The sequence below is a fragment of the Bradyrhizobium sp. STM 3843 genome, from assembly GCF_000239815.1.
GTDB lineage: Bacteria > Pseudomonadota > Alphaproteobacteria > Rhizobiales > Xanthobacteraceae > Bradyrhizobium.
In genome coordinates, this window is record NZ_CAFK01000347.1 from 1 (window position 1) to 24,439 (window position 24,439).

General features: G+C 62.5%; 22 protein-coding genes. 11 read left to right on the top strand and 11 right to left on the bottom strand.

Features of this window, described 5'->3' with window-relative positions; translation table 11 throughout:
- Nucleotides 1-43 precede the first annotated feature (43 nt).
- The 3 genes from pqqC to pqqA form a co-directional block, all read right to left on the bottom strand.
- Nucleotides 44-823, bottom strand: coding sequence for a pyrroloquinoline-quinone synthase PqqC (gene pqqC, locus BRAS3843_RS38140; RefSeq protein ID WP_008974654.1), 780 nt, complete (start codon nt 821-823; stop codon nt 44-46).
- The gene (pqqB, locus tag BRAS3843_RS38145; protein WP_008974655.1) at nt 820-1,749 is read right to left on the bottom strand and encodes a pyrroloquinoline quinone biosynthesis protein PqqB; all 930 of its coding nucleotides are present in this window, start codon (nt 1,747-1,749) and stop codon (nt 820-822) included. Before pqqB ends, pqqC begins: the two co-directional genes overlap by 4 nt.
- A gap of 173 nt (nt 1,750-1,922) precedes the next feature.
- Complete coding sequence (gene pqqA / locus BRAS3843_RS40205) at nt 1,923-2,003, bottom strand: pyrroloquinoline quinone precursor peptide PqqA (RefSeq protein ID WP_012029362.1); 81 nt, start codon at nt 2,001-2,003, stop codon at nt 1,923-1,925.
- A 305-nt stretch (nt 2,004-2,308) separates the two neighbouring features.
- On the opposite strand from pqqA, the gene BRAS3843_RS38150 reads away from it, so the two are divergent.
- Complete coding sequence (locus BRAS3843_RS38150; RefSeq protein WP_008974656.1) at nt 2,309-2,566, top strand: hypothetical protein; 258 nt, start codon at nt 2,309-2,311, stop codon at nt 2,564-2,566.
- Between the two features lie 39 nt (nt 2,567-2,605).
- Here the strand turns inward: BRAS3843_RS38150 and BRAS3843_RS38155 are convergent, their stop codons facing one another.
- A complete protein-coding gene (locus BRAS3843_RS38155) occupies nt 2,606-3,043 on the bottom strand; it encodes a group III truncated hemoglobin (protein ID WP_008974657.1) in 438 nt (145 codons plus the stop codon).
- Between the two features lie 97 nt (nt 3,044-3,140).
- The gene (locus BRAS3843_RS38160) at nt 3,141-4,247 is read right to left on the bottom strand and encodes a beta-propeller fold lactonase family protein (protein WP_008974658.1); all 1,107 of its coding nucleotides are present in this window, start codon (nt 4,245-4,247) and stop codon (nt 3,141-3,143) included.
- Nucleotides 4,248-4,477: 230 nt separating this feature from the next.
- Here BRAS3843_RS38160 and BRAS3843_RS38165 point away from each other — a divergent pair, with 230 nt between their 5' ends.
- The 7 genes from BRAS3843_RS38165 (at nt 4,478) to BRAS3843_RS38195 (ending at nt 11,700) form a co-directional block, all read left to right on the top strand.
- A complete protein-coding gene (locus BRAS3843_RS38165) occupies nt 4,478-5,869 on the top strand; it encodes an amidase family protein (RefSeq protein ID WP_008974659.1) in 1,392 nt (463 codons plus the stop codon).
- Nucleotides 5,870-6,349 carry a glutathione peroxidase gene (locus tag BRAS3843_RS38170; RefSeq protein WP_008974660.1) on the top strand — a complete coding sequence of 160 codons (480 nt, stop codon included), beginning with the start codon at nt 5,870-5,872 and terminating at the stop codon, nt 6,347-6,349.
- Complete coding sequence (locus tag BRAS3843_RS38175; protein WP_008974661.1) at nt 6,346-6,612, top strand: DUF3297 family protein; 267 nt, start codon at nt 6,346-6,348, stop codon at nt 6,610-6,612. Before BRAS3843_RS38170 ends, BRAS3843_RS38175 begins: the two co-directional genes overlap by 4 nt.
- Before the next feature lie 1,255 nt (nt 6,613-7,867).
- Complete coding sequence (locus BRAS3843_RS38180) at nt 7,868-9,586, top strand: PQQ-binding-like beta-propeller repeat protein (RefSeq protein ID WP_008974664.1); 1,719 nt, start codon at nt 7,868-7,870, stop codon at nt 9,584-9,586.
- Nucleotides 9,587-9,697: 111 nt separating this feature from the next.
- Nucleotides 9,698-10,036 (top strand): cytochrome c, encoded by a 339-nt coding sequence (locus tag BRAS3843_RS40210; RefSeq protein ID WP_244425569.1) that lies wholly within the window; start codon nt 9,698-9,700, stop codon nt 10,034-10,036.
- Between the two features lie 27 nt (nt 10,037-10,063).
- Nucleotides 10,064-10,831: a transporter substrate-binding domain-containing protein gene (locus tag BRAS3843_RS38190; RefSeq protein WP_008974666.1), complete on the top strand. Its 768-nt coding sequence runs from the start codon at nt 10,064-10,066 to the stop codon at nt 10,829-10,831.
- Between the two features lie 59 nt (nt 10,832-10,890).
- A complete protein-coding gene (locus BRAS3843_RS38195) occupies nt 10,891-11,700 on the top strand; it encodes a sugar phosphate isomerase/epimerase (protein WP_050886605.1) in 810 nt (269 codons plus the stop codon).
- Nucleotides 11,701-11,848: 148 nt separating this feature from the next.
- Here BRAS3843_RS38195 and BRAS3843_RS38200 read toward each other — a convergent pair whose 3' ends face one another.
- The 3 genes from BRAS3843_RS38200 to BRAS3843_RS38210 all read right to left on the bottom strand — a co-directional run bounded on the left by BRAS3843_RS38200 (nt 11,849) and on the right by BRAS3843_RS38210 (nt 16,350).
- Nucleotides 11,849-13,210, bottom strand: a complete 1,362-nt coding sequence (locus tag BRAS3843_RS38200; RefSeq protein WP_008974668.1) for a hypothetical protein — start codon at nt 13,208-13,210, stop codon at nt 11,849-11,851.
- A gap of 910 nt (nt 13,211-14,120) precedes the next feature.
- Nucleotides 14,121-15,467: a malonyl-CoA decarboxylase gene (locus BRAS3843_RS38205; protein ID WP_008974669.1), complete on the bottom strand. Its 1,347-nt coding sequence runs from the start codon at nt 15,465-15,467 to the stop codon at nt 14,121-14,123.
- Between the two features lie 82 nt (nt 15,468-15,549).
- On the bottom strand, nt 15,550-16,350 hold the full coding sequence (locus tag BRAS3843_RS38210; RefSeq protein WP_008974670.1) for a helix-turn-helix transcriptional regulator: 801 nt from the start codon (nt 16,348-16,350) through the stop codon (nt 15,550-15,552).
- Nucleotides 16,351-16,413: 63 nt separating this feature from the next.
- On the opposite strand from BRAS3843_RS38210, the gene BRAS3843_RS38215 reads away from it, so the two are divergent.
- The gene (locus tag BRAS3843_RS38215; RefSeq protein ID WP_008974671.1) at nt 16,414-17,607 is read left to right on the top strand and encodes an MFS transporter; all 1,194 of its coding nucleotides are present in this window, start codon (nt 16,414-16,416) and stop codon (nt 17,605-17,607) included.
- A gap of 139 nt (nt 17,608-17,746) precedes the next feature.
- The gene (locus BRAS3843_RS38220) at nt 17,747-18,544 is read left to right on the top strand and encodes an ABC transporter substrate-binding protein (protein WP_008974672.1); all 798 of its coding nucleotides are present in this window, start codon (nt 17,747-17,749) and stop codon (nt 18,542-18,544) included.
- Between the two features lie 60 nt (nt 18,545-18,604).
- Here BRAS3843_RS38220 and BRAS3843_RS38225 read toward each other — a convergent pair whose 3' ends face one another.
- From BRAS3843_RS38225 to BRAS3843_RS38235, 3 genes are read right to left on the bottom strand one after another with little or no spacing between them, the layout of a single operon-like run.
- Nucleotides 18,605-19,363: a hypothetical protein gene (locus tag BRAS3843_RS38225; protein ID WP_008974673.1), complete on the bottom strand. Its 759-nt coding sequence runs from the start codon at nt 19,361-19,363 to the stop codon at nt 18,605-18,607.
- 10 nt (nt 19,364-19,373) lie between these two features.
- Nucleotides 19,374-22,532: a multidrug efflux RND transporter permease subunit gene (locus BRAS3843_RS38230; protein ID WP_008974674.1), complete on the bottom strand. Its 3,159-nt coding sequence runs from the start codon at nt 22,530-22,532 to the stop codon at nt 19,374-19,376.
- Between the two features lie 3 nt (nt 22,533-22,535).
- On the bottom strand, nt 22,536-23,717 hold the full coding sequence (locus BRAS3843_RS38235) for an efflux RND transporter periplasmic adaptor subunit (protein ID WP_008974675.1): 1,182 nt from the start codon (nt 23,715-23,717) through the stop codon (nt 22,536-22,538).
- Between the two features lie 403 nt (nt 23,718-24,120).
- Here BRAS3843_RS38235 and BRAS3843_RS38240 point away from each other — a divergent pair.
- A partial coding sequence (locus BRAS3843_RS38240) for a cysteine rich repeat-containing protein (RefSeq protein ID WP_035984174.1) occupies nt 24,121-24,439 on the top strand: 319 nt, incomplete at its 3' end.

Sequence of the window (24,439 nt, forward strand, 5' to 3'; positions counted from 1 at the left end):
CGCACCGTGTTCGTGTCTGCTACCGCGCTCCACAACGAACAAGCTAGCCCTCCCTCGGCACGAACGCGCCGGGCGGAATGTGGCCGTCGACATAGGCATGGTAGAGCGCATCGAGCTGCACCCACAGCACGTTGGTCTTGAAGATCAGCGCGTTGCAGACGGAGGCGCGCTGCTCCGGCGTGGTCGCATACTCCTTGACATAGGCCAGCGCGAAATTGGCGTCGCGCGGCGCCTGGGTCAGCCGCCGCTTGAAGTAGCTCATCGTATCGCTGTTGACGAAGTTATAGTGCTCGAGCATGCCCGAGATGCGTTCCTCATGGATGCCAGGCGCGAACAGCTCGGTCAGCGACGAGGCGATCGCTTCGAGCGGCGAGCGGTCGCGGCAGAAGTGCACGTAAGCCTCGACCGCAAAGCGCGTCGCCGGCAGGATGCCTTCGGTCGACTCGACATAGGCCGTATCAAGCCCCAATCCTTCAGTCAGCTTGAGCCAGCGCTCGATGCCGCCCTCACTGCCGACATCGCCGTCATGATCCTCGATCCGATGCCGCCACTCGACCCGGGTGGCGCGATCGCGGAAGCGCGAGATCACTACCGCGTCCTTGATCGGAATCGTCGACTGATAGTAGTAGCGGTTCAGCGCCCAGGCCTGCACCTGGCCCTTGTTGAGCTTGCCGCCATGCAACAGCTTATGAAACGGATGCAGGTTGTGATAGCGCGTCGCGCCGATATGGCGGAGCGCCGCTTCCAATTCACCGGCGCTGTTCAGCGTCACATTCTTGCCGATCGACAGCGCCGTCATTCCACTCAAGTTCACCTCACTCACAGCACGATCTCCATCCCTTCGGCGGGGATTTCCCATCCCTCGCGTTCCAATGTCTGCCGCTCTTGTGAGGCGTGGAGCCACGCCGGGTTCGAGTTGTTGATATGCAGGAAAATCTTCCTGCCGATCCCGATATCCGCCAGCGACTTGATCGCGCCGCTTTCTCCGGACATCGCGATATGTCCCATGCTCTGGCCGGTCTTGTCGCCGAGCCCAGCACGGATCATCTCGTCATCGCGCCATACGGTGCCGTCGAAAAACACCAGAGGCGCATCCCTCAGCCGCGTCTTCAACGCCTCGTCGACGTCGGCGCAGGCCATGATCACATAGACATACTTGCCGCTGGCCTGATGGACAATCTTCAGGCCCAGGGTGTCGCCGGTCGAGGCGCTTCCACCGGGATGCTCCCTGCCGCGGAGATACCAGGCGCTGGTGCCGGAGACCGCAAACGGGGTGATCTCAAGTCCGGACGCCGACCCGTCCGGCAATTGCGGCACGAACGGGATATCGACATCGATGCTCACACGGCGCACGTTCTCCTCTTTCAGCACATCGAAGATGCTGTTCGACTTGAGGATCGCAAGCACCTTAGCGTGCGCATAGATGGTAAAGGGCGAACTCTCACGCATCGACAACAGGCCGGTGACCGCGTCGATCTCGCCATTGGTCAGGATCACGCCGGCGATCGGGCTATGGCGCAGCACGCCGGGCCGGGGATGAAGCTGGGGCGCGCGGGTAACCTGCTGGCGCAGGTCGGGCGACGCATTGATCAGAAACCAATGGATACCGTCGCCGCTGACGGCGATCGAAGCCTGACTGTTTCTGATCTCGGGATGATCGGTCCGGGCGGCCCGGCACACCGCGCAGCCGCAATTCCATTGCGGTACTCCGCCGCCGGCGGCGGCGCCCAGGACGACGATGCGAAGCATGACCCGTCTCCTGGCAGCTCACTCAAATCAAAGAACGCACATCGAAGTACACAAATCGAAGCACGCACGGGCTGGATTGGGGACGAGGGTGGACGCCGGACCCAGCGCATCGGGCTGGAGAATGCGCAGCCCTTGGGCGTCCACCCTCAAGACGTTGACGTCACACTCGCAATTTATTTACGAGCGGCGCAGGCATACATGTTGATTTCCATGCCGACCGGCACTTCAACAATCTTGGGTGCTTTCCAGGCCATTGTCCTCTCCTTCTTCGATCGGGACGCTTCTCGTCCTCAACATTAAACTACCGTGTCAAGAAAAGTTCGCCAGTGGAATCTTTTTGTTTGGACCAGTCCGGCCCATTTATTGCAGTGCGATGTCGCAGACGGGAACGAGTATCGATGTCAGGGAAACAAGGCTGTCAAAAGAACGAATTCGTGATTGATCGGTTCGCAACCGCGTCCGGTTCTCTTCGTAGGCTGACGCGGAACCGCCGCATAAATCAGTCGTGAGTTGTTCAAGACGTCCCGTCCAAAAAGCGCGACCTTATTGGAATCTGCCTATGCCCCGATACTTCTTCAACACCCGGATCGGCGACGAGCTGGTTTCTGATACCGACGGCGAAATGCTGCGCAATCCCGATCGTGCCTGGGAAGTCGCACGTGATATGATCCGGGAACTTTTTCGCACCGAAGGTGCAAACGCGGCGTTGTTGTCCGCGGTCATCGAGGTCACCGATGAGGAAGGCGATATCGTCCTGGAGTTTCCGTTCTCCGAGGCGATCTTCGACATGCCGGCCCAGTCGATGACGCGGCATTGAGGCAGCCGGCGGCTTCTGATCGTTTCGTCCGGATGGGTTTCATCCGGAGACCGCATGCCGGGGACGGACGATCTCGCCGCGGGTGGTGGCGATCCCCATCTCGAAGCTGTCGGCAATGCGGCGGGCGCGGATGAGGAAGAGCTGGGCGACCTTGGGCGAGAACAGCTCACGCACGGTGGCCTCGAACAGCTGGAGCCAGCGGTCGAAATGAGCGCCTTGCAGCGACAGCAGCAAATGCGGGCGCATGGGCGCACCGCTATAGCGCCCGGTCTTGAGCAGCATCGATGACCAGAAGTCGGCGATCTTGCCGATGTGCTCGTCCCAATCCTGTACCGTGGCGTTGAAGATCGGGCCGATCAGGGCATCCTGCCGCGCGCGGCCATAGAAGGTCTCGACCAGGAGACGGATCGAATTTTCGTCGATTTCAGGATGTTGGACTGCAAGCGGGTGGCGGCTGGGCGTCGTGGTCGTGCTCATGCGCTGTATATAGGTAATTACAACGCCGATTGAAACCGCCGCCGGGCGGCCAATTCAACCAACCGCCCGATCGTTCCTTGGACTGCCGCCGCCCGTGTCAGGGCAGGGTGACGAACTCCACCCAGTTCGGCTTCTTGCCGACGGCATACGACTTCAGCTTGGTCAGCGCACCGCTGGCCTGGTCGATGCCGTAGAGGCTCATGCCGTTGGAGAGTTCCCCGACGGCTGCGAGATAGTGGCCGCTGGGATCGATATTGAACCCGCGCGGCTGGGTCTCGGTCGGGACATTGCCGATGGTGGTGAGATGCCCGCTGGCGGCGTCGACCTTGAACGCGGCCAAGGTGTTCGAGGTCCGCTCCGAGGCGTAGAGGAACTGGCCGTTCGGCGTGATGTGGAGATCGGCGGCCCAAGGCTTTCCCGAAAAGCCGGAGGGCAGGGCCGATGTGCGCTGCGCCTCGCGCCACGTGCCTTTGTCAGCATCATAGGCATAGACGGCAAGGTCGGCGTTCAACTCATGCAAGAGATAGATGAACTTGCCGTTCGGGTGAAAGATGAAGTGGCGCGGACCTGATTTTTCAGGCGTTTTCGCAGTGCCCGCCTCGTTCGCCGTCAGTGCGCCGGTGGTCGCGTCGAACTTGAAACTGAGCACCTGGTCGGAGCCGAGATTGGTCGCGAACACGAAGCGGTTGTCGGGTGCGGGCAGGAAGGCATGTGCGTTCAGGCCGGTCGGGATCACCTGGGCAGGTGCTGCGACCGCGCCATTCGCCTGCACCGGATTGATTGCGACCTTGTTGCCGCCATAGGAGGCGCTGAACAGGAATTTGCCTGACCGGTCGAAGGCGATATTGGCCATGCTGTCGGCCAGCGGGCCGTTGGCGATAGGGCTGAGCTGGCCGCTTTTGGGATCGATGGCGAAGCTGACCGCCAGATAAGGCTGCGAGCGGACGCCCGCGATCAGCACGCGACGGTCGGGGCTGATCGCCAGCGGCGTCGACGAGCCCGGCTTCTCGACGCCGGGGAAGGCGGCGGTCTGCACCGGAGCCATCTCGCCGGTGGCGGGATCGAGCCGGAAGACGCTGATGTCATTGCTGTCGGCGTTGCCGATATAGGCGAAGGTCTCGGCGCGAGATGTCCGCGGCGCCAGCCCGGTTGCGAAAGCGGCGATGATCAGCGTCGTTGCGAGTGCGGTGCCAGATCCGAGCATGTTGTTTCCCCCAGGCTTATTTGTTTGTTCAAGGTCTTAATCTTGATCGTCAGCCCTGGCCAAGTTTGATTCCGCATGAATCAATTCAGCAATAGCATTGGACGGAAAGCAGCGGCTCGCCCGGCCGTCCATCCGCAGCGCGCATGGCCGCACGCCGCAAAGGACCGGCCGCCGCCCTGGTTCGCGGGCCCCGCTGGCGCTAGAAAACGATTGCCACCACGGAGTTGCCCATGACCGACCTCTGGCGCCTGCCGGCTGCCGACCTCGCCGCCCTCATCAAGTCCAAGCAGGTCTCCGCTCACGAGGCTGCGACCTCGGCGCTCGCCCGGCTGGAGGCGGTCAATCCCAAGATCAATGCGGTGATCGACCACCGTCCCGAGGAGGTGCTGGCCCAGGCCGATCGGACCGATGCCGCGCTGGCGCGGGGCGAGGATCCGGGGCCGCTGGCCGGCGTTCCCGTCACGATCAAGGTCAATGTCGACCAGACCGGTTTTGCCACCACCAATGGGCTCAAGCTGCAGAAGGACGTGATCGCGAACGCCAACAATCCGGTGGTCGAGAATTTGGTTAAGGCGGGCGCGGTGCTGCTGGGGCGCACCAACACGCCGGCCGTGTCCTACCGCTGGTTCACCAGCAATCTCGTCCACGGCGACACTAAGAACCCCCGCGATCCCTCGATCACGCCGGGCGGCTCCTCCGGCGGGGCGGGATCGGCGACCGCGGCCGGTATCGGCCATATCGGCCACGGCACCGACATCGCCGGCTCGGTCCGCTACCCGGCCTATGCCTGCGGCATCCACGGCCTGCGCCCGACCGTCGGCCGCATTCCCGCCTTCAACGCCGCGCTGCCGGAGCGTCCGATCGGGCCGCAGATCAGCGCCGTCTCCGGCCCGCTGGCGCGCACCGTGAAGGACCTCCGGCTGGCGCTGGCCGCCATGTCCGCGCGCGATGTGCGCGATCCCTGGTGGATGCCGGTGCCACTGGAAGGCCCGCCGCTGCCGAAGCGGGTGGCGCTCTGCGTCAATCCAGACGGGCTCAATCCGGTGCCGGAGGTGCAGACGGCGCTGCGCGATGCCGCCAAGCGGCTGGAGCGGGCCGGGTGGATCGTGGAAGAGCTCAAGGACACCCCGCCGATGCAGGAGGCAGCTCAGCTGCAGACCAGGCTCTGGCTGGGCGACGGCTACGAGGCGCAGCTCGCGCTCGCCGAGAAGGAGGGGGATCCCGGCGCGCTGGCCTGCCTGCGCGGCAACCGCGCCAAGGTGCATCCGTTCGATCTGTCGCAGACGCTGACCCGCCGCGCGACCCTGACCCGCGAATGGCTCATGTTCCTCGAGCAGCATCCGGTGCTGCTGCTGCCGGTCTCCGGCGAACTGCCGTTCCCCGACCAGCTCGACCGCAAGGATGAGGCATCGTTCCAGCGCGTCTGGCACGCGCAGCTGACGCAAATTGCGATTCCCTTCTTCGGACTCCCCGGCTTGACGATCTCGACCGGCCTGGTCGGGCGGGTGCCCGTCGGCGTGCAGCTGGTGTCGCAGCGCTTCCGTGAAGACCTGTGCCTTGCCGCCGGCGAGGCGATCGAAGCCGGCGGCACGCCGCCGTCGCCGATCGATCCGGTGAGCTAGATGGCGCCCAGCATCTATGATTTTGCCGCGACGTCGCTCGGCGGCGAAGAGGTGCCGCTGAAGCGGTTCGAGGGGCAGGTGCTGCTGATCGTCAACACCGCCAGCGCCTGCGGCTTCACGCCGCAATATCGCGGTCTCGAGGCGCTTTATCGGGGGTATCTGAGCCGGGGCTTTGCGGTGCTGGGATTTCCCTGTAACCAGTTCGGCGCCCAGGAGCCGGGCTCGGCTGCGGAAATTGGCGCATTCTGTGCGGGCAAGTATGACGTGACTTTCCCGCTGTTTGCGAAGATTGACGTCAACGGCTCGGCCGCGCATCCGCTGTTCAAGTTCCTGAAGCGGGAAAAGCGCGGCCTGCTGGGCGCGGCGATCAAATGGAATTTCACCAAATTCCTGGTCGACCGCGAGGGCTGCGTGGTGGCGCGCTACGCGCCGACCACCAAACCTGAGGCATTGAAGAAACAGATCGAGGCGCTGCTGTGAGCGAGACCAAGACCACTGCGAATGAACTGCCGGACCGTCTGTCGGTCGATCCGAAGAGCCCGTACTACAATGCGGAGATCCTGACCCGCGACGTCGGCATCCGATTCAAAGGTGTCGAGAAGACCAATGTCGAGGAATATTGCGTCAGCGAAGGCTGGATCCGCGTCCCCGCTGGCAACGCCAAGGACCGCTACGGCAATCCGCTGACCATCAAGGTTCACGGGCCCGTCGAGCCGTATTTCCGCGACAAGGAATCATCCTGATCGCTCTCGCGAGTGCAGCGGAGGGTGAGTTGCGGCCGCAAAACGCGAGATCGTAACAAGTGATCCGGATGCATCATCTCGACTGTCATCGTCCGCGGAGGCGCCTTCGCGGACGATCCAGTATTCGGAGACGGTTGTGATCGACTGAGACGTCCGTCTATGGCTTCCACGCCGAGTTCGGCTGGTGGAAAAGAATCGGGAAGCCCGGCACGGTCCAAGACTTCTATGTCAGGCTCAAGCTGACGGAAAATCTTCCGCAGGCTGTGCTCCGTTTGCGGCCGTATGCGCGGCAGGGTGACAAGCGCCGTGTCGGATCGCGGCAGGACACAACGCGATCAGACCGCAAGACTGCCCGCCGCTGGCAGCAGACGTTCGACTCTCCACATGTTTCGCCATCAGACCAGAGTCGACGAGAAGGACCTATTCGACTGATCTTCGCCCGTCGAGAATTCATCTTCGCCGCAGTGCCGCAATGACAAGGCGCGAAGACTTTCCTTGCCAGCTTCATGCTTTGATCCGGAGGAACGCTGAATGTCGTGTCGGCATTGAGAGGCGTCGGCACTTAAGCCGGCCGCACCAGGAGGAAATCCCAATGATGAGAAAGATGTATCTCGCAGGGGCGATCAGCTGCGCATTGCTGGCGGTCGGGGCATTCGCCAACGCACAAGGAACTTCGACGGGTGGGGCGAGTGGTCACGATCTCAAACAATGCTGGGACGTGGCCAACAAGGTGGTTCGCGACGTAAGTGGCACCACTGCGACCGGACCATCTGGAAATACCACCGTTGGTTCAACAACATCGCCAGGCTCAAGCTCTAGCACTTCCACGGCTCCGACGTCCGGCACGAGTGCCAACGCCAATGCCTCCTCGCGCCCAGCAGGAATGCCTGACTGCTAGCTATTCCGATGATTCAGGTTAAGCAGTGACAATAGTAGTACTCCCCCTTCACGGGGGATTTTTTTGTCGCTCAACACGGCTCCGTCACCGGCAAGCATGTCGATTTCGGTAAGTACTCCTGACGTTCACTAAGTCGCCGTGCGCGCATTCCAACGTTGCACAACATGTGATCCCGCGTACTCTATGTCACCGGACGGGGCGCAACAGCAGTCAGTCCGGAAGGCGTAGCTCCTTGTGAATCGAGCGGGAGGAAATTGCGCGGGCAGCTGACGTGATGACGAAGAAGCGCCGCGATGCGAACGACAATAGTCGTCGCAGCTAACTTAGTCGCAAGCCAAAAAGCGGGAGGAAGTCTACATGAAGAAGCAGTGGCGTTATTCTTGTTTGCCTGTTCTTGTTATCGGTGCGCTGCTCACAGCGTCATCGGCGTTTGCGCAATCCGTCGACACGGCGCGGATCGAAGCCGCCGGTCAGAACGATTGGCTGACCTATCATGGCTCGTACAAATCGTATCACTACAGCCCCCTGGCACAGATCAATGCTAGTAATATCAACAACCTGAGTGTTGCCTGGATCCACATCCCCGGACGTTCCACGCGAGGGTTGCAATCGATGCCTCTCGCGGCTGACGGGGTGCTCTACTACACCGGCTCCTATAGTCGCACTTTTGCGCTGAACGGCGCTACCGGTGAGGTGATCTGGTCCTACTTCCCTGAGCTGGACGAGGCGTTGATCGCGCGGCAGACCCACTCCCCCTACAATCGCGGCGTCGCCATTGGTGAGGGAAAGGTCTACGTGGGAACAATGGATGGTCGACTGATAGCGCTCGACATGAAGACCGGAAAGGTCATGTGGGACACCAAACTGCTCGATTCCCAGAAGCTGACCGTTGGTTTCACCGGAGCACCGCTTTACGCCAAGGGAACGGTGGTGATCGGCGCGCAAGGCGGCGAATGGCCGGGCCGTGGCCCGATCTTCGGCGTTGATGCCGCCACCGGCAAGAAGAAATGGGAATTCCTGACGGTTGCCGGCACCGAGGATGCCATGAAGACCTGGGGCAATGACTCGTGGCGCACGGGCGGCGGCGGAGGCTGGATGCCCGGCACCTACGACTCTGAAAACAATACAGTCCTGTGGGGCACTGCCAACCCGGCGCCGCTCTACGACTGGTCGGGAGCCGATTACAAGACGCAGGGGGCGCGCCCCGGAGACAATCTCTACACCACCTCGGTGATTGCGCTCGATATCGATACGGGCAAGCTGAAGACTTATCACCAGGAACTGCCTCACGACGCTTGGGATTTCGACAGCGCGGTCGGCGAGTTCGTGATGCTCGATCGCGATGGGCAGAAGTACATCGTCCACCCGAACAAGAGCGGATATATCTTCGTCTATGACCGCAACCTTGGCGTCAAGAACGTCTGGCGGATCACGCAGAACAGCAACTTCGTCAAGGACATTGATCCTAAGACAGGTGAGCTGATCGGCCGTCGCGACTTCTCCGCCGGGAAGGTTTCCGAGCCGTTGTGCCCTCACATATCTGGTGGAGTGAGCTGGAACTCCGGATCGTACAACCCTAAGACTGGCCTCTATTACAAGCTCGGCCAGGAATGGTGCATGACGCTGGAAGTTCAGAAGACAACGCCAATCGTTGCTCCTCAGGCCCAGCTCAACATCGGAGCCGACTTCAAGATCGCGCCACCGCCCGGCGGTGAGATCTATGGTCATCTCGATGCGCGCGATCCCATCACCGGCGCCAAGAAGTGGGAGGTCCGCTTCCCCGAGCCGCCGCTCGGAAGCGTGTTGTCGACCGGAGGCAATCTGGTGTTCGTGCCGGATTCGCGCGGCACCGTTCATGCCTACGATGCCGACTCCGGTGCCGAATTGTGGAGCCACGGCGACGGTACTGGCCACCAGGGCGGCATCATCAGCTATGCCGCGAACGGCAAGCAGTACATCGCGGTCGTCGCCGGCTTCGGCGGGATGGCTTCGGATGACTACGCGCCGACGTTCGGCGGCGTCTACAAGAGCATGCCCCGCGACGACGGCGCGCTCGTCGTCTACAGTCTGAAATAGAACCTCGTGACGTCGGGAGGGAGTGGTCTGAGCCGCTCCCTCCATTCATGCGGAGCTCATGAAGCTCGGCTCGTATTGGATCCCTAAGAGGTAGGTTCGCCCGGTATGCGATTGGCTTGGAAGATCACGATGTTGGCTATGCCGACACTTGCCGCGCTTGTTACGATCTCGACCTTGCGCGCGCAGCAGCCTGCTCCGCCCACGCAAAACGAAGAGCTTGATGTCGGGCAGTTGTTCGCGACGACCTGTGGCTGGTGCCACTCTGACGGTGGTCGCGCCGCCGGAAAGGGGCCGCAGCTCATGGACACCAAGCGGGATGACGAGTTCATCCGCAATCGAATCAAGCACGGCAAGGAAGGCGCGATGCCTGCCTTCGGCGTAGTGTTCAGCGATGCCCAGATCGACGAAATCATCAAATACATCCGCGCTTTGAAGCCACATCAAGGCTAGGCCACATTGAGCTGCACGGTGAATTCCATGAAATCCTGTCTTCCGCTCGTGGTCGCCGCCCTGCTAGGGCTGACCCATCTTGCAGAGGCCCGTTCTCTCGTTGCGATCCGCGACTCCGGTGTGCTCGGCCTATGCGCCCACCCCAACTCGCTGCCGTTCGCTAACAAGGCCGGTGACCCTCCTGGGTTTCAGATCGAGTTGGGCAATGCGTTCGCGCGCGAGCTTGGCGTCTCGCTCAGGCCCGACTGGATCATCACTCAATACCAGATGCGCAGCGCGGGCTGTGATATCGTGCTCGACGTGATTGCCGATCGCGAGGCGCAAGGCGAAACCAACCTGAGGATATCGAAGCCGTATTACCGCACGGGTGTTGTGCTGGCGGTTCCGCCTGGAAGCCGCCTCACCTCCTTCAAGAGCCTGGACGAACATTCGAAGGTCGGCGTCTTGGTCGGATCGATGGCCGCCATGACCCTCGGTCGGCGCCACGTGCCCACGTCGACCTTCGGTTTCGAGGTCGACAGCCTCGAAGCTCTTGCCAATCATGAGATCGATGCGGCAGCGGTCACCCCCACCGCGGCCAGCTATTTCAATCTGACGCATCCGGATAAGATGGTACGGATCCTCGAGCTCGACGAGAGCGAGGCGGACCTCAACTGGAATGTTGCCGTTGGCATGGTGCGCCCCGATGATCGCTTGCGCGAAGCCATCGACGGAGCTCTGGACCGGTTCCGCACCAACGGTACGATTAATCGGATCTATGAGCGCTACGGAGTCGTCCTGCAGGCACCAAGGTAGACCCTATGGCGGCGCAACCAAGCAGGCGCCACGTTTTAGGATGCATCGCGGCTGGGGCGATGATGAAAATCGATCCAGCATCCGCTCGAGAGCTGTGGAAGGAAGGGTTGCAGCTCTACACGGTCCGTGACCTGCTGAAGGTCGACTTTGAGGAGACGCTGAGGAAAGTTACCGAGCTCGGATACCGCGAGGTGGAGTTTGCCGGCATTCTCGGTGTCGACGTCAGCCGCACTGGTCAGCTCCTGCGGCGCCTCGGTCTTGCAGCCCCATCCATGCATCTCGACTACGCGAGCCTGCGGGACGATGCCCCACGGTCGTTCGAGATCGCCCAGTTGCTCGGCAGCCGGTTCGTCGTTTGTCCATGGTTGGATCCATCGATAAGGCAGACGTCCGACGACTGGAGGCGGATCTGCGACGATTTGAACACGATCGGTGAGCGAGCGTCGCGTTCCGACCTGACGCTGGCGTATCACAATCATGACTTTGAATTTGCGGACTTGCCAGGCGGCATCCGGCCATATGACGTTTTGCTCAGCCGCACGGACGAGCGCTTCGTCAAGTTCGAGCTCGATGTTTACTGGGCAACCAAGGGACATCTCGACTCTGCGGGCGTCTTGAGAACAAATCCGTCGCGCTTTCCACTCCTTCATCTCAAGGACATGGCGGAAGATGGTTCGACCACCGAATTGGGCCACGGCACGATCGACTTCGCCAGCATACTCGCAGCAGCGTCCCAGAGCGGCGTGCGCCATCTTTTCGTCGAGCAGGATGTTTCAAGCGATCCGCTGCGGAGCATAGAGACAAGCGTCACATTTCTTCGGAACCAGCCATACATGTCGAGCGGCTCCATTCGGTCGCGGGCACCTTAGCCTTGTGATGAGCCATACCTGATCGCGACTCCCCTAGGCTGCCTGAGGGAAGTCGTGTTCGTTGCTGGCCGTCCCCTTGCCAGCCAAATCGAGAGGCGACGCCCCAGCTTCCGGTCCGGACGTTGTGATCTCTTGAATTCTGCTTGAACTAGTTGCCAGTCAGCAAAGCAAACCGACGTCTATCGATCCGCTGGCGCGCCGTCAGTCCCGCCGCCGCGCAAAGGTCAGGCGCGTAGAGCTGACAGCGCTCTCGCTTCGCGATCGCTTTGTCGATCAGATCCAGAAGTCGCGCAGGTGCGATGCCGGGCGGAGCAGCGATCCGGCCCGTGACGACGTGCTTTCTCACTCCCTCGTGCTGGTCGTGATTCACATCGGGGTCGCGCCAGCAATTCGCGCAAAGCATCCTAAAACTCTCAGAATGCGAATAGACGACGGCATCCTCGTCCAGGTCTGCGCTGATGTCAGCTAATTGTCGCGCTGTATCCTGCGTGCCGGCAAAATCGAACACCTGGTAGTTTCGCCGTAGCAGCGTCGCCAGGTGAGGAAAGACCGGTACCTGGACCTCGCCGTACGCGTGATGCGTAATCGGTGCTCCGTCGATCAGGACGACGTCGCCATAGTTGATACCCAGATTTTGATAGAGCACGCTGCGGATAATCCCGTGACAGGGACTCAGCCTTTCGATCCAGATCGTTTCCTCCGCACCTGGATCATCCAGTTCGGACGTCCGCTCTGCCAGCGGCCGCTCGGCAAGCTTCACCTTGCATTGCGCATATCGACCTTCCGGTAACCCAAAGCGCCCAATCTCGATTGCCTGCCCCATGCGTTTCCAGACATCTAGGGCAACCGCGGTGTTTCCTGCTCCCGTGGCGCAGATTCCAAGGTTCCATTCATAGCTCTCGACGACCTCGTCTGCCAGGCTTGCTGCAATCTGATTTGACGTTACTCCCTCGGAGAATCTGCCTCGTGTCTTATAGAAAAGGCCCAGATTGTAGTGACAAGCGCTTTTTTTAGGATTGATCTCAGTGAGTTTCCGATGGCTGCTCTCGGCGATCGCATCGCGCTGACGTGCCAGCATTCGCGCCGCGGTAGCGAGGCCTTCGAGGATCGGTTCCTGTTGGGGCCGTCCTTCGTAGACCTTAGCCAACCCCTCAAGCTTTTCGACCACCGAATGAAAGACTGGATCGCCCGGCGGCGGCGCATTCAGATCGTCAATGTCGCTGGCCGCTTCGAGACAGCGCCCAACCGCCGAGAGGACCCGAAAGTCCTGATCGTGAGACTGTGCCACCTCCGACAAAATGTCTATCGCGACTTCCCTCTGCAGACATCGCTCGTAGACAATCCCCAGTAATGCCATCGCGGCTTCAGGCTGCCGGAGCTGCACTTTTCGTAGAGGTTGCAACTTGTGCCAGGCGGCCTCTTTCCGCCCTGCCTGTGCTTCTGCAATGACGTGGTGCGAAAGCGCCTCGATCTCTTCGGACGAGAGGACCGCGATTGGGTCAATTGACATCGTTGTATTCTCCGAGGACGCACGCTGGTATTGAGACCGCCTCAATGGGAACGTCAACTCTAGACTAATAGGATGACCGAAGGTGGTTCCATGCTGCAACTGTCCCGGACGATAGTAATCCCTGAGATCTGAGGATTGGCTTGAGGTCTTCCTCGCTCGTCCGTCTGCCAGCGATTCGTCCCTCGATAACCCTGCCGCGTGATTTCCGCGTTGGGTCAATTGCAGCCCTTTGGTTCAGTCGTTCGCAGGATCGAATTTCTTTTGCCCCATCAACCCCATCGCCCGCTCAGGTCATACCCCAAAAGTCTTCCGCTTGACAATTTCGGAAAATCAGCAATTATGTACGCATCTCGCCTCATCGAAGAGGGACGGACGCGTCGTCACGAACGTCGGGGTGGGATGCGGTGGACGTGGAGGCGCCGGCAGACGACTGGCGCCGATGCGGACGGAGAAGTCGTGTGGTCCTGGCATCCCGGTGCTGATGCCAAGTCCGCGAGCTTTTGACGAGCGCGCGGGCGACAGGGGCAAGAAAGCCGGTCCCTGGGGAGAGCGCGTATAACCCGTAAAGCCATCGCGCAGGGAAGGCCGGAATGCGCCGGTCGTACCTGTGGTTCCTGCCCCGTGCATTTTCTCACGCACGGGGGCCATGGGTGTGGCCAAGCACCCGGTCTTCCCTGCGCCCTCTGAATTTTCGAGGGTAACGTTTTTGCAAAGCTCGGACGCTCTGGCGCCGCGAGAAAGCGAAGTCATGTTTGCACTGTCGCGCCGGAAACTCTCTGTCATTCCGGGGCGTGCCGGAGGCACGAGCCCGGAATCCATCTTACCGCGAGCCTCGACGGGAAATGGATTCCGGGCCCATCGCTTCGCGATGTCCCGGAATGACGGCGTGGAGAGAGAGATGCTCGGTGATCTACGACAGCCGCATATCCAACAGCCGGCGGCCCTCGGTCCTGATCAGCTTCTTCACCGCGCTGGAGGCCACCACCTCGCCCTCATTGGCAAAGGCCTCGTGGTTCTTCTCGATGTCATCGAGGCGGTAGAGATAGTTGACCATGATGCCGGCGGATTCGCGCAGGCCCTTAGGCGAGAGGTCGCCGAGCCAGTTGATGCGCTCGAGCCGCGCGCCGTTGCCGAGATGAAAGCGCGCGACGGGATCGATCAGCTTGCCCTTGGGCGTGCGCGCCTTGAGGAAGTAGTACGCTGCCAGCGGTTCGAGCACGGCGCGCAATTGCGCTTCCGTCTCGGCATTCTCGAACCATTTCGGCTGCTCCAGCAGCGCCAGCACCGCGCGGTCGTCGTCAGTGATCTCTGTGGTCTGCTTGAGCCAGCCCATGAAGCCGGGGACCGGCGACAGCGTCACGAAGGTGTCGAGCTTGGGCAGCTCGCGGCGCAGCTCCTCGACCACCTGCTTGATCAGGAAGTTGCCGAAGGAGATGCCGCCGAGCCCGCGCTGGGTGTTGGAGATCGAATAGAACACGGCGGTGCGCGCCCGATCGATCGGCACTGGCTGCCGGTCGACCGCGAGCAGCGGCGCGATTGCGCCAGGTATGGTTTCGGTCAGCGCCACCTCGACGAAGATCAGCGGCGCGTCCGGCATGGCCGGATGGAAGAACGCGTAGCAGCGACGGTCGACCGGATCGAGGCGGCGGCGCAGATCGTCCCAATCGTGAATCTCGTGGACGGCCTCATAGCGGATGATCTGTTCCAGGATGTTGGCGGGTGTGGACCAGTCGATCCGGCGCAACACGAGAAACCCCCTGTTAAACCAAGAACTCAAGAGATGGACGACGTCGCGGTCGAGTGCGGCAAGCTCCGGATTGGCCTTCATCAGACCGAGCAAATCGGTCCGCATCGCGACCAACTCGCCGGTGCCGCCCGGCGCGCGGTTGAGCCGGCGGATCAGCTCCTGCCGGCGCGGTTCGGAGGCAAAATGCAGCTCGCTGGTGGCCTTATCGGTCGGCTCCGCGCGCCAGCTTTCGATGGCCTTGGCAAGCTTCGCCGTATCAGGGCCGAAATCGTGCACCAGCGCGGTGAAGAACGCCTTCTGCCCGTCGGCATCGAGATCGTGATAGCCGTCGAGCACGTCGCGCGCCATTGCGGTCCCCGACGCTTCGCCGGCGCCGGACAGCAACGCCTGGCAGAGCTCGGTCAGGCTTTGCGCGTCATGCTTGTCGACGGCGGGATCGCCGCGGCGAAGAAGGGTGCGCCCGCGGTCGGAGATGGTGGCAAGCAGGTCGGTGAAAAAGGCGTTGGCCATCTGATCTCGTCGAATCCGGGCGATATAATCGATCTTACATTGATTTATGGCAAAGCTTGTCACATTCAAGCATAACAATTGGTCAAGAGCGCCGGACGAAGTCGGTCGGCGACTTGCCGGTCACCTGCCGGAAGGCGTGCGAAAAGGCGGGCCAGCTGGCATAGCCGAGCTCGGATGCCAGCTGCTTGACGGTGAGATGACGCTCGGTCGACAGCCGCTCGATTGCGGCGGCGATCCGAGCCCGCTGGCACCAGGCCTTGAAGCTGAGCTTGGTTTCTGCGGCAAACAGCCGCGACAGTGTCCGCGCCGACGTGCCGACCTGGCCGGCGAGCGTCTCGATGTCGTAGGCGGCGGCGGGAGCCGCCAGGACGATGTTGGCGGCGCGCCGGCAGCGCGGCTCCTGGGGCAGGGGAATGAAGGTCGCGGAATCATCCGCGCCGCGCAATTCGAGCATCGCGAGCCGGACCAGGAGGTCGGCACGTTCGCGGTCTTTCCGAGCTTCGAACAGCGCCAGGATGGCGTGATGCAACAGCGGCGAGACCTGCACCACGAATTCCTGGTCGAGCCGCGTCCCGCTCATCTCGCGCTGCAACCAATCGTCGTCGAAATAGATCGAGCGCATCTCGCAGTCCGACAGCATGTCGATCGCGTGTGCGTGATGGGCCGGCACCCACACCGCGCGGTCCGGCGGCACCAGCCATCGACCCTTCGGCGTGGTGACCTGCATGGTGCCGCTTGCGGCATAGACCAGCTGGGCCTCGCGATGCTTATGCGGGTCAAGCCGCGCGCCCTTCCTGTAGCTGCGTGCGACCAAGTGCACGCCGGCCTGGACGGCGCGGCGGTCGGGAACGAGGGCTCGGATTGGCGCGTCGACGATGGTCATTGGCGGCATCCCGTCATAGGAAGCGACTATAACCGATTTCACGCCAACACGAGCACCCGTCCTATGAACCATCCGAGCAAGGTGATCGGCTTCGTGAACGCCGGTCATTTCATCGATCACTACGCGATGCTGATTTTCGCCGCCGCCGTCGTCATCATGGGGCCGGCGCTCGGCATGAGCTATGCGGAACTGCTGCCCTATGCGACCCCGGGCTTCATCGCTTTCGGCGCCGGCTCGCTGCTGACCGGCTGGCTCGGCGACCGCTGGAGCCGCCGTCATATGATGCTGATCTTCTATCTCGGGATCGGCGCCGCGATGGTCGCGGTCGGGCTGGTCCAGACGCCGCTGCAGCTCGGTGCGACCCTGTTCGCGATCGGCCTGTTCGCCTCGATCTATCACCCGGTGGGCACCGCGATGATCGTCTCCTATGCCGAGAAGCTCGGACGCGAAATGGGCATCAACGGCGTGTGGGGCAATCTCGGCGTGGCCTCCTCGGCGCTGGTCACCGGTGTGATCGGTCAATATCTCGGCTGGCGGTTCGCTTTCATCATTCCGGGCGTCGCGACGATGCTGATCGGCGCGGTCTTTGCCCTGACGGTCGTGCATGAGGACCGCCGCGGCGCGAAGCAGGCCGCCGCGCAGGCCCGGGTCGCGCGCGAGCATATGTGGCGGGTGGTGGTGGCGCTGCTCATCGTCGTCATCGCGATCTCCACCACCTTCAACGCGGTCACGGTGGCGCTGCCAAAGCTGTTCGCCGAACGGCTGGCCGACCTGACGCAGAGCCCGGCGCTGCTCGGCCTGATCGCGGCGGGCGTTTACGTGTTCGGTGCGATGACTCAATACACCATCGGCCGGCTGCTCGACCGGCACGCGCTGAAAACCGTCGCGCTGCCGCTGTCGTTCATCCTGGCGCCGCTGCTGTATCTCGCCGCCGATTTTTCCGATCTGCCCTTGATCCTGGTCTCGATCGGCATCGTGATGGGCGCCTTCGGACAGGTCACCGTCAACGATGCCATGGTCGGCAAATACACCTCCGAGGAATGGCGCTCGCGCGCCTATTCGGTGCGCTATTTCGTCGGCTTCACCGCCGCCGGCGCATCGGTCGGGCTGGTCGCCTGGCTTTATGAGCACGGCGGGTTCTCGACCATGCTGCACGCCTTTGCCGGCCTGTGCCTGTTTGCGATCGCCGCAGCGCTGATCTTGCCCCCGGAGATCAGGACGCCACGGGTCGCGCTGCGGGAAGCGGCTGCGGAGTGACGGGCGCATGAACGGGCTGCCGTCGAATGTCGCGCCGATTTGACTGTGCGTGCGTCTTGCCTCGAACCGCCGTGGCGCGTTTGTATGCGATGCATCGTCATCACGATGGCCGGCCTTCCGGTCTGCAAGGAGAGGCTTCATGAGCGAGTGGCGCTGGTTGTGGGCCGCAACGCTGGCCGTTGCCGGCATCGTGTCCGGAGTGGCTGGCGTGCACGCCAGTGACCTGAAGGATGAGATCGCGCCGGCTGGTCGGCTGCGGGTGGCGATCGCGATCAGTCCGGCCGGCGGCGCGTTTTGGTGCACAAAGACCGAAAGCGGCTATGCCGGCGTCCCGGTCGATCTCGGCAAAGCCATGGCCGCGAGGCTCGGCGTGCCCGTCGACTACGTCGTTCACCAGAACTCGGGGCAGATCACCGATGCCGCGTCCAAGGGCACCTGGGATGTCACCTTCCTGCCCAAGGATCCCGAGCGCGAGACCAAAATGGCGTTCGGTCCGATCTATGAGGTTGCGGACGCAACCTATATCGTGAAGGCCGGCTCGACCGTGACGAGCTTCGCGACGCTTGATCAGCCGGGAGTCAAGGTCGCAGCGGTCAATAACACCACGACCATGCGTGGCGCCGTGGCGCATCTGAAGAACGCGCACGTCACCGGCTACCAGACCTATGACGAAATCTTCGGCCTGCTGCAGCGAGGCGAGGTCGATGCCTTTGCGCTGTCGCGCGACCAGCTCAATGCGATGGCCAAGAAGCTCCCGGGCACGCGCGTGCTCGACGAGACCTTCAAGAAGACGGTCACCGCCGTGGCGGTGCCGCTGGATCATCCACAGTCGCTGAGCTTCGTTACTGCCTTCATGACGGAGGCTGCATCGAACGGCCTCTTGCGCAAGGCCTATGACGACAACGGGCTGAAGGACACGCCCTTGCGCGTGCAGTGACGTTCGCGAGGCACTGTGCTTGATGTCGTGCGCCGGCCCCGTCGCTTTGGACGCTGTCAGCTAGTCCAGCGTGATGAAGTCGCCGGCCCTCGGCTTCACCGTCCTGCCGAGGTCGGCAGCGAGCGCGGCCGCCTCCGGCCGTGTCAGGTCTGCGCCGACGGCGAGCACCTGCATGAGTTGCCAGTCGGCAGCGCGCACTGCACGCGCGCGCTTACCAGTTTCAATCGTCTCCTTGTAGAATTGCAGAAACAGCGGCCGTGGCGCGGTATCGACTGGGCGTTTGCCTTGCACCATCACGTTCGGGTCGAAGACCTTGCCCTTCATCGCCTTCTGCAACAGCGCGATCGCCTCCGGCTGACGGTTGGCGAGGCCGCGATAGCGCAGGTCGGATTCCCTGACCGCGTCGAGCAGCGCCCAGGCCTCGTCACCGCTCAGAGCCCGATGTTCGGCGAGGCGTGCGTCGATCTCGGCGCTCCATCGCGTCAGGTCGCTCTGCATGATCTGTTCGGCGTTTTGATCATCTCGTTCGCGCAACCGCGCTGCGACATCGGCCTCGTACACCGCGGTCAAGCGCGGTACGAAACCTGCGGTTCCGGTCAAGACGATCAGAAGCGCCAAGATGGTTGGCAGGCGCGGCGCCGTGGCCTTGCGGCTGACGCCAATCGCAGCGATCGTCAGCCCGACGATCGCAAGGACCGCGCCGGAGGTCGCGGCCTCGGGCTGCGATGGCGCCAGCAGATTGTTCAGCCGGAAATATATGATGTTCGCGAGGCTGAGCCCCGCCACGACGATCTGAACCGCGAGCAGCACCAGGCGCATCGAAAGAAGGTCACGATCCCTGCGCGGCTGCGGCCGCCGCGCCCGGCTTCTTCTTCCGCGCGGCAAGCCAGTTCTCGAACCGCTGCACCACCACGAAGAATGCTGGCACGAACAGCACGGCGAGGCAGGTCGAGGCCAGCATGCCCGAGAACACGGTGATGCCGATCGATTTGCGCGCGCTGGCGCCGGCGCCAGTGGCGAGCACCAGCGGCACCACGCCGAGGATGAAGGCGAAGGACGTCATCAGAATCGGGCGGAAGCGGGCGCGGGCCGCCTCGATGGCGGATTCCAGCAGCGGCTTGCCGTCGCGGCCATGCAGCTCGAGTCCGACTTCGACGATCAGGATCGCGTTCTTGGCCGACAGCGCGATGAGGAGGATCAGCCCGATCTGGACATAGAGATTGTTGTCGATCTTGAGCGCGCTCAACACCGCCATCGGGCCGAGCAGCGACAAGGGGACAGCGAGGATCACAGAAATCGGTGCGTACCAGCTTTCATACTGCCCGGCGAGCACGAGATAGACCAAGAGCAGCGCGAGGCCGAAGGTGAGGTAGATCTGGTTGGAGACCGCCTTCTCCTGATAGGACATCGCCGTCCATTCGTAGCCCGCGCCGGGCGGCAAGGTCTTGTCTGCGACCTGCTCCATCAGCTTCAGCGATTGTCCGGAGCTGTAGCCTTGCGCCGGCAGGCCGATGATGGTGGCTGACGGATAGAGATTGTACAGGCTGATCAAAGAGGGGCCGACGCTCGGCCGGATCGTGGCGACGGTTCCGAGCGGGACCATGTCGCCGTTCTGATTGCGCACCATCAGGTTCTCGATCTGGCCCGCGGTCAGCCGCGCGCTGGCGTCGGCCTGTACATAGACCTGGAACACCCGGCCGAATTTGTTGAACTGATTGACGAAGGAGGCGCCGAGATAGGAGGAGAGCGCCGAGAACACGGCGTCCGTGGTGACGTGCAGGGTCTGCGTCTTGATGCGGTCGATCTCGACGTCGAACTGCGGCACCTGGGCACGGAACGGCGACTGCACTCGCTGCAGCGCGCTCTGGCTCTGGGCGTTGGCCACCATGGCTGACGTCATGGCCTGCAGCTTGGCGTAATCGGCGTTACCGTCGCGCAGCTCGACCTGCATGGCAAAGCCCGCGGCATTGCCGATGCCCTGGATAGGCGGCGGTGGCAGCACCACGACGCGCGCCTCCGTCACCGCCGCCATCTTGTCGTTCAGTCCGTACACCAAGGAGCGCAGGTCTTCGCCCTTGCCGCGGGAATCCCAGTCCTTCAGGACGATATAGGCGACCCCGGCATTCGCCAGGCTCGCGCTGTTGTCGAGCGCGGAAATGCCGGCGATGGTAACGACCTGCGCCACGCCCGGCGTCTGGCCGGCGATCTCGCTCACCTTCTCCAAGGCGTTTTGCGTGCGCTCGAGCGCGGCTCCGTCGGGCAGTTGCACGGCGGCGATCAGATAGCCCTGGTCCTCGATCGGCAGGAAGCCGGTTGGCACCCGTGACAGGCCGTAGCCGCCGATCGCGATCAGGATCAGCGCGACGATCACGGAGGTGTTGCTGTGCGCGACCAGCCGGCCGATCAGCGCCGCGTAACGCCGTTCCAGCCGCCCATAGAGGTTGTTGAAGCCGCGATAGAACAGGTTGCGGCTTTCGGGAGGCACCGGCGGACGCAGCCACAGCGCGCATTGCGTCGGCTTCAGGGTGGCGGCATTGATCGCCGAGAGCAGCGCGGTCGCGGCGATCACCAGCGCGAATTGCGCGTAGATGCGCCCCGTGAGCCCCGGCAGGAACGCCGCCGGCAGGAACACCGAGATCAGCACCAAGGTGATGCCGACGATCGGTGCGAATAGCTGATCCATGGCGCGGATCGCGGCGTCATGGCCGTTCATGCCGCGCTCGATATTGTGCGCCGCGCCTTCGACGACGACGATCGCGTCATCGACCACGATGCCGATCGCGAGCACGATGGCGAACAGGGTCGACATGTTGATGGTGAAGCCGAGCGCGGCCATCGCCGCGAACGCGCCGATGATGGTGACAGGCACCGTCGTGGTCGGGACCAGCATCGCCCGCCAGTCCTGCAGGAACACCAGGATGACGACGAGCACCAATAGGCCGGCCTCGATCAGGGTCTTGTAGACCTCGTGAACCGAGGCACTGACGAATTTGGTGGTGTCGAACGGCGTATCGTATTGGACGCCGGGCGGGAACGCCTTGGCGAGCTCGGCCATCTTCTTCTCCACGGCCTGCTCGACCTCGAGCGCATTGGCGCCGGGCGACTGGAACACGCCGATGCCGGCGGCGGGCTGCCGGTTGAGCGAGAAGATCTGGCTGTAGGTCTGTGCGCCGAGCTCGACCGAGCCGACATCGCGCAGCCGCGTGACGTCACCATTGTTGCCGGTCTTGACGATGATGTCCTCGAACTGCTTGGCATCGTCGAGCCGGCCGGCAACGTTGAGTGTATATTGGAAGGCCTGGCCGGGCGGCGTCGGCGGCGCCCCGACCTGGCCGGCCGCGACCTGCTGGCTCTGCTGCTGGACCGCCTGGATGACGTCCTGCGGCACCAGGCCGCGCACCTGCAGCTTGCTCGGATCGAGCCATATCCGCATCGAATATTGGCCGGACCCGAACACGGTCACGTTGCCGACGCCGGGCAGCCGCGCCAACTCATCCTTCAGATTGATGGTGGCGTAGTTGCTTAGATAGAGGCTGTCGTATCTGGCATCCGGAGACGTCAAGGTGACGAACAGCAGGATCGAGGTCGACCGCTTCTGCACGGTGACGCCCTGGTTCTGCACCGCCTGCGGCAATTGCGACAACGCGCTGGAGACGCGGTTCTGCACCAGCACCTGCGCGAAGTTGAGATCGGTGCCGATCTTGAAGGTCACCGTCAGCGTGTAGGTGCCGTCGGCGCCGCTGTAGGACTGCATGTACAACATGTCCTCGACGCCGTTGACCTGCTGCTCGATCGGCAAGGCCACGGTATCGATCAGCGTCTTTGCGCTCGCGCCGGGATAGCGCGTCGTGACCTGCACGGTCGGCGGCACCACATCGGGATATTGCGCGATCGCAAGATTGAACAACGCGACCGCGCCGATCAGCATCATCAGGATCGCGATGACGTTGGAGAGGACCGGGCGCTCGATGAAGAATTTAGAGATCATGGCCTATTTCCCGGCTGAGGCCTGTGGCTCGATCGTCTTCAGTTGCGGATCGACCTTCTGTCCGGGGATCGCACGCAACAGCCCCGCGATCACCACGCGGTCCTCCGCCTTCAATCCGGTTTCTATGACGCGCAACGCGCCATCGCGCTGGCCGATCGTCACCTTGCGCTGCTCGATTGTATTGTCGCCAGTGACGACGAGCACGTAGCGGCCGCTTTGGTCGCTGCCGAGCGCGGTGTCCGGCACGAGAAGCGCATCGGGCACGCGTTCGACCGGAACGCGGATGCGGACGAAATAGCCGGGCAGCAGCACGCGGTTCGGGTTCGGGATGATGCCGCGGACCGCGAGCGTGCCGGTGGACTGATTGATGGTCGGTGCCGCGTAGTCGAGCCTGCCCTCATGCGGGTAGCCGTCTTCGGTCTGCAGACCAATTTCCACCGGGATCTGCCTGAAGTCGGATGGCGTCAGCCCGCGCTGCCGGGCCTCGGCCCGGATCCGCAGCACGTCCTGCTCGTTGACATTGAAGTTCACATAGATCGGATCGAGCGAGACGATGGTGGCAAGCTGCGTCGGCGAGGCGACGCCGACAAGCTCGCCGATCGAGACCAGATGCGCACTGACGACGCCATCGAACGGCGCTGTCACCTTGGTGTACCCGTAGTTGACTTGCGCGATCCTGGTATTGGCCTGGGCCTGCTGCAGGTTGGCCTGCGCGTTGTCGCGGGCCGAGGTCGAATTTTCGAGCGTCGCCTGCGACACCGCCTGCCGTGCCACCAGATCGGACTGCCGCCTGAAGTCGGCCTCGGTCTGCTTCAGCGAGGCCTGCGCTCCGGCCTCGGCGGCCTGCGCCTGGTCGAGCTTGAGCTTGTAGGTCTCCGGCTCGATCGTGAACAGCGTGGCGCCTTCCTTCACGGCCTCGCCGTCCTTGTAGTCGATCGACTGCAGGAAACCCTGTACCCGTGCGACCAGATCGACGCTTTTCACCGGTGCGGTATTGCCGGTGGCTTCGAGATAGCGCGTGACTGCGTGCCGGACCGGCTGTGCGACGTCGACTTTCGGCGGCGGCGGGGGCTGGAAGGTATTCTGCTCGCAGGCGGCCAACAGCGTGGAGGTGAGCGCAAACAGGGCGGCGCGGGACAGCCGTTGCGCGAGGGAGTGGGAGCGTGCTGGCGAAGGCGTCGGCATCAGTCCGTGATCCGGTTGTCGTGAACATCGACAGGTCGATGAAATGAACTATCGAAACAGCGGTCTGAATAGCAACAATCATCGTGCAGCGAAACCGCAAAGCAAGAATGATACATAAAGATACAGATCGTGGATTGCGTGTCCATTGCAACGTCCCGTCACTGCAAATGAGGGCTGCATGACGTTTCCGATGAGTCCGAAATGACAGCAATCCACCCATTTTTTCACAGTTGCCAAGGGCGGCCGCAGGGCGCAGCTTAACTGGTCACGATGCATCAAATGTCCGCGGCGCCTCGCGTCAGCCGCGCGGGCTGATGCGTGCAGCGTTTGCTTCATTAGCTGCCGCCGTTTGTTCATGTGATCGCCGGCAGAGTGGAAATTTCAACTGCAAGGATTTTTCTCGATGACAAATAGCTTCAAACACATCTCGCTGTTTTCGATGGTTGTCGTTATCGCGCTCACCGCGGCTCAAGCCTACGCACAGGCACCGACCAATGCGCAGCGCAGCGCCATCAAATCCTCGTGTCGTTCGGACTACATGGCGCATTGCTCCAGCGTGACCCCCGGTGGGGCAGAGGCGCTGCAATGTCTGCAGAAGAACATGTCGGGCCTGTCGTCAGCATGCCAGAGCGCCGTACGAGCGGTGACTGCCGCGACCGAACCCAAATCCGAGACGAAGCCGTCGGCGACCGAGGCAGGTAAGCCCGCCGAGGCCGCACCTG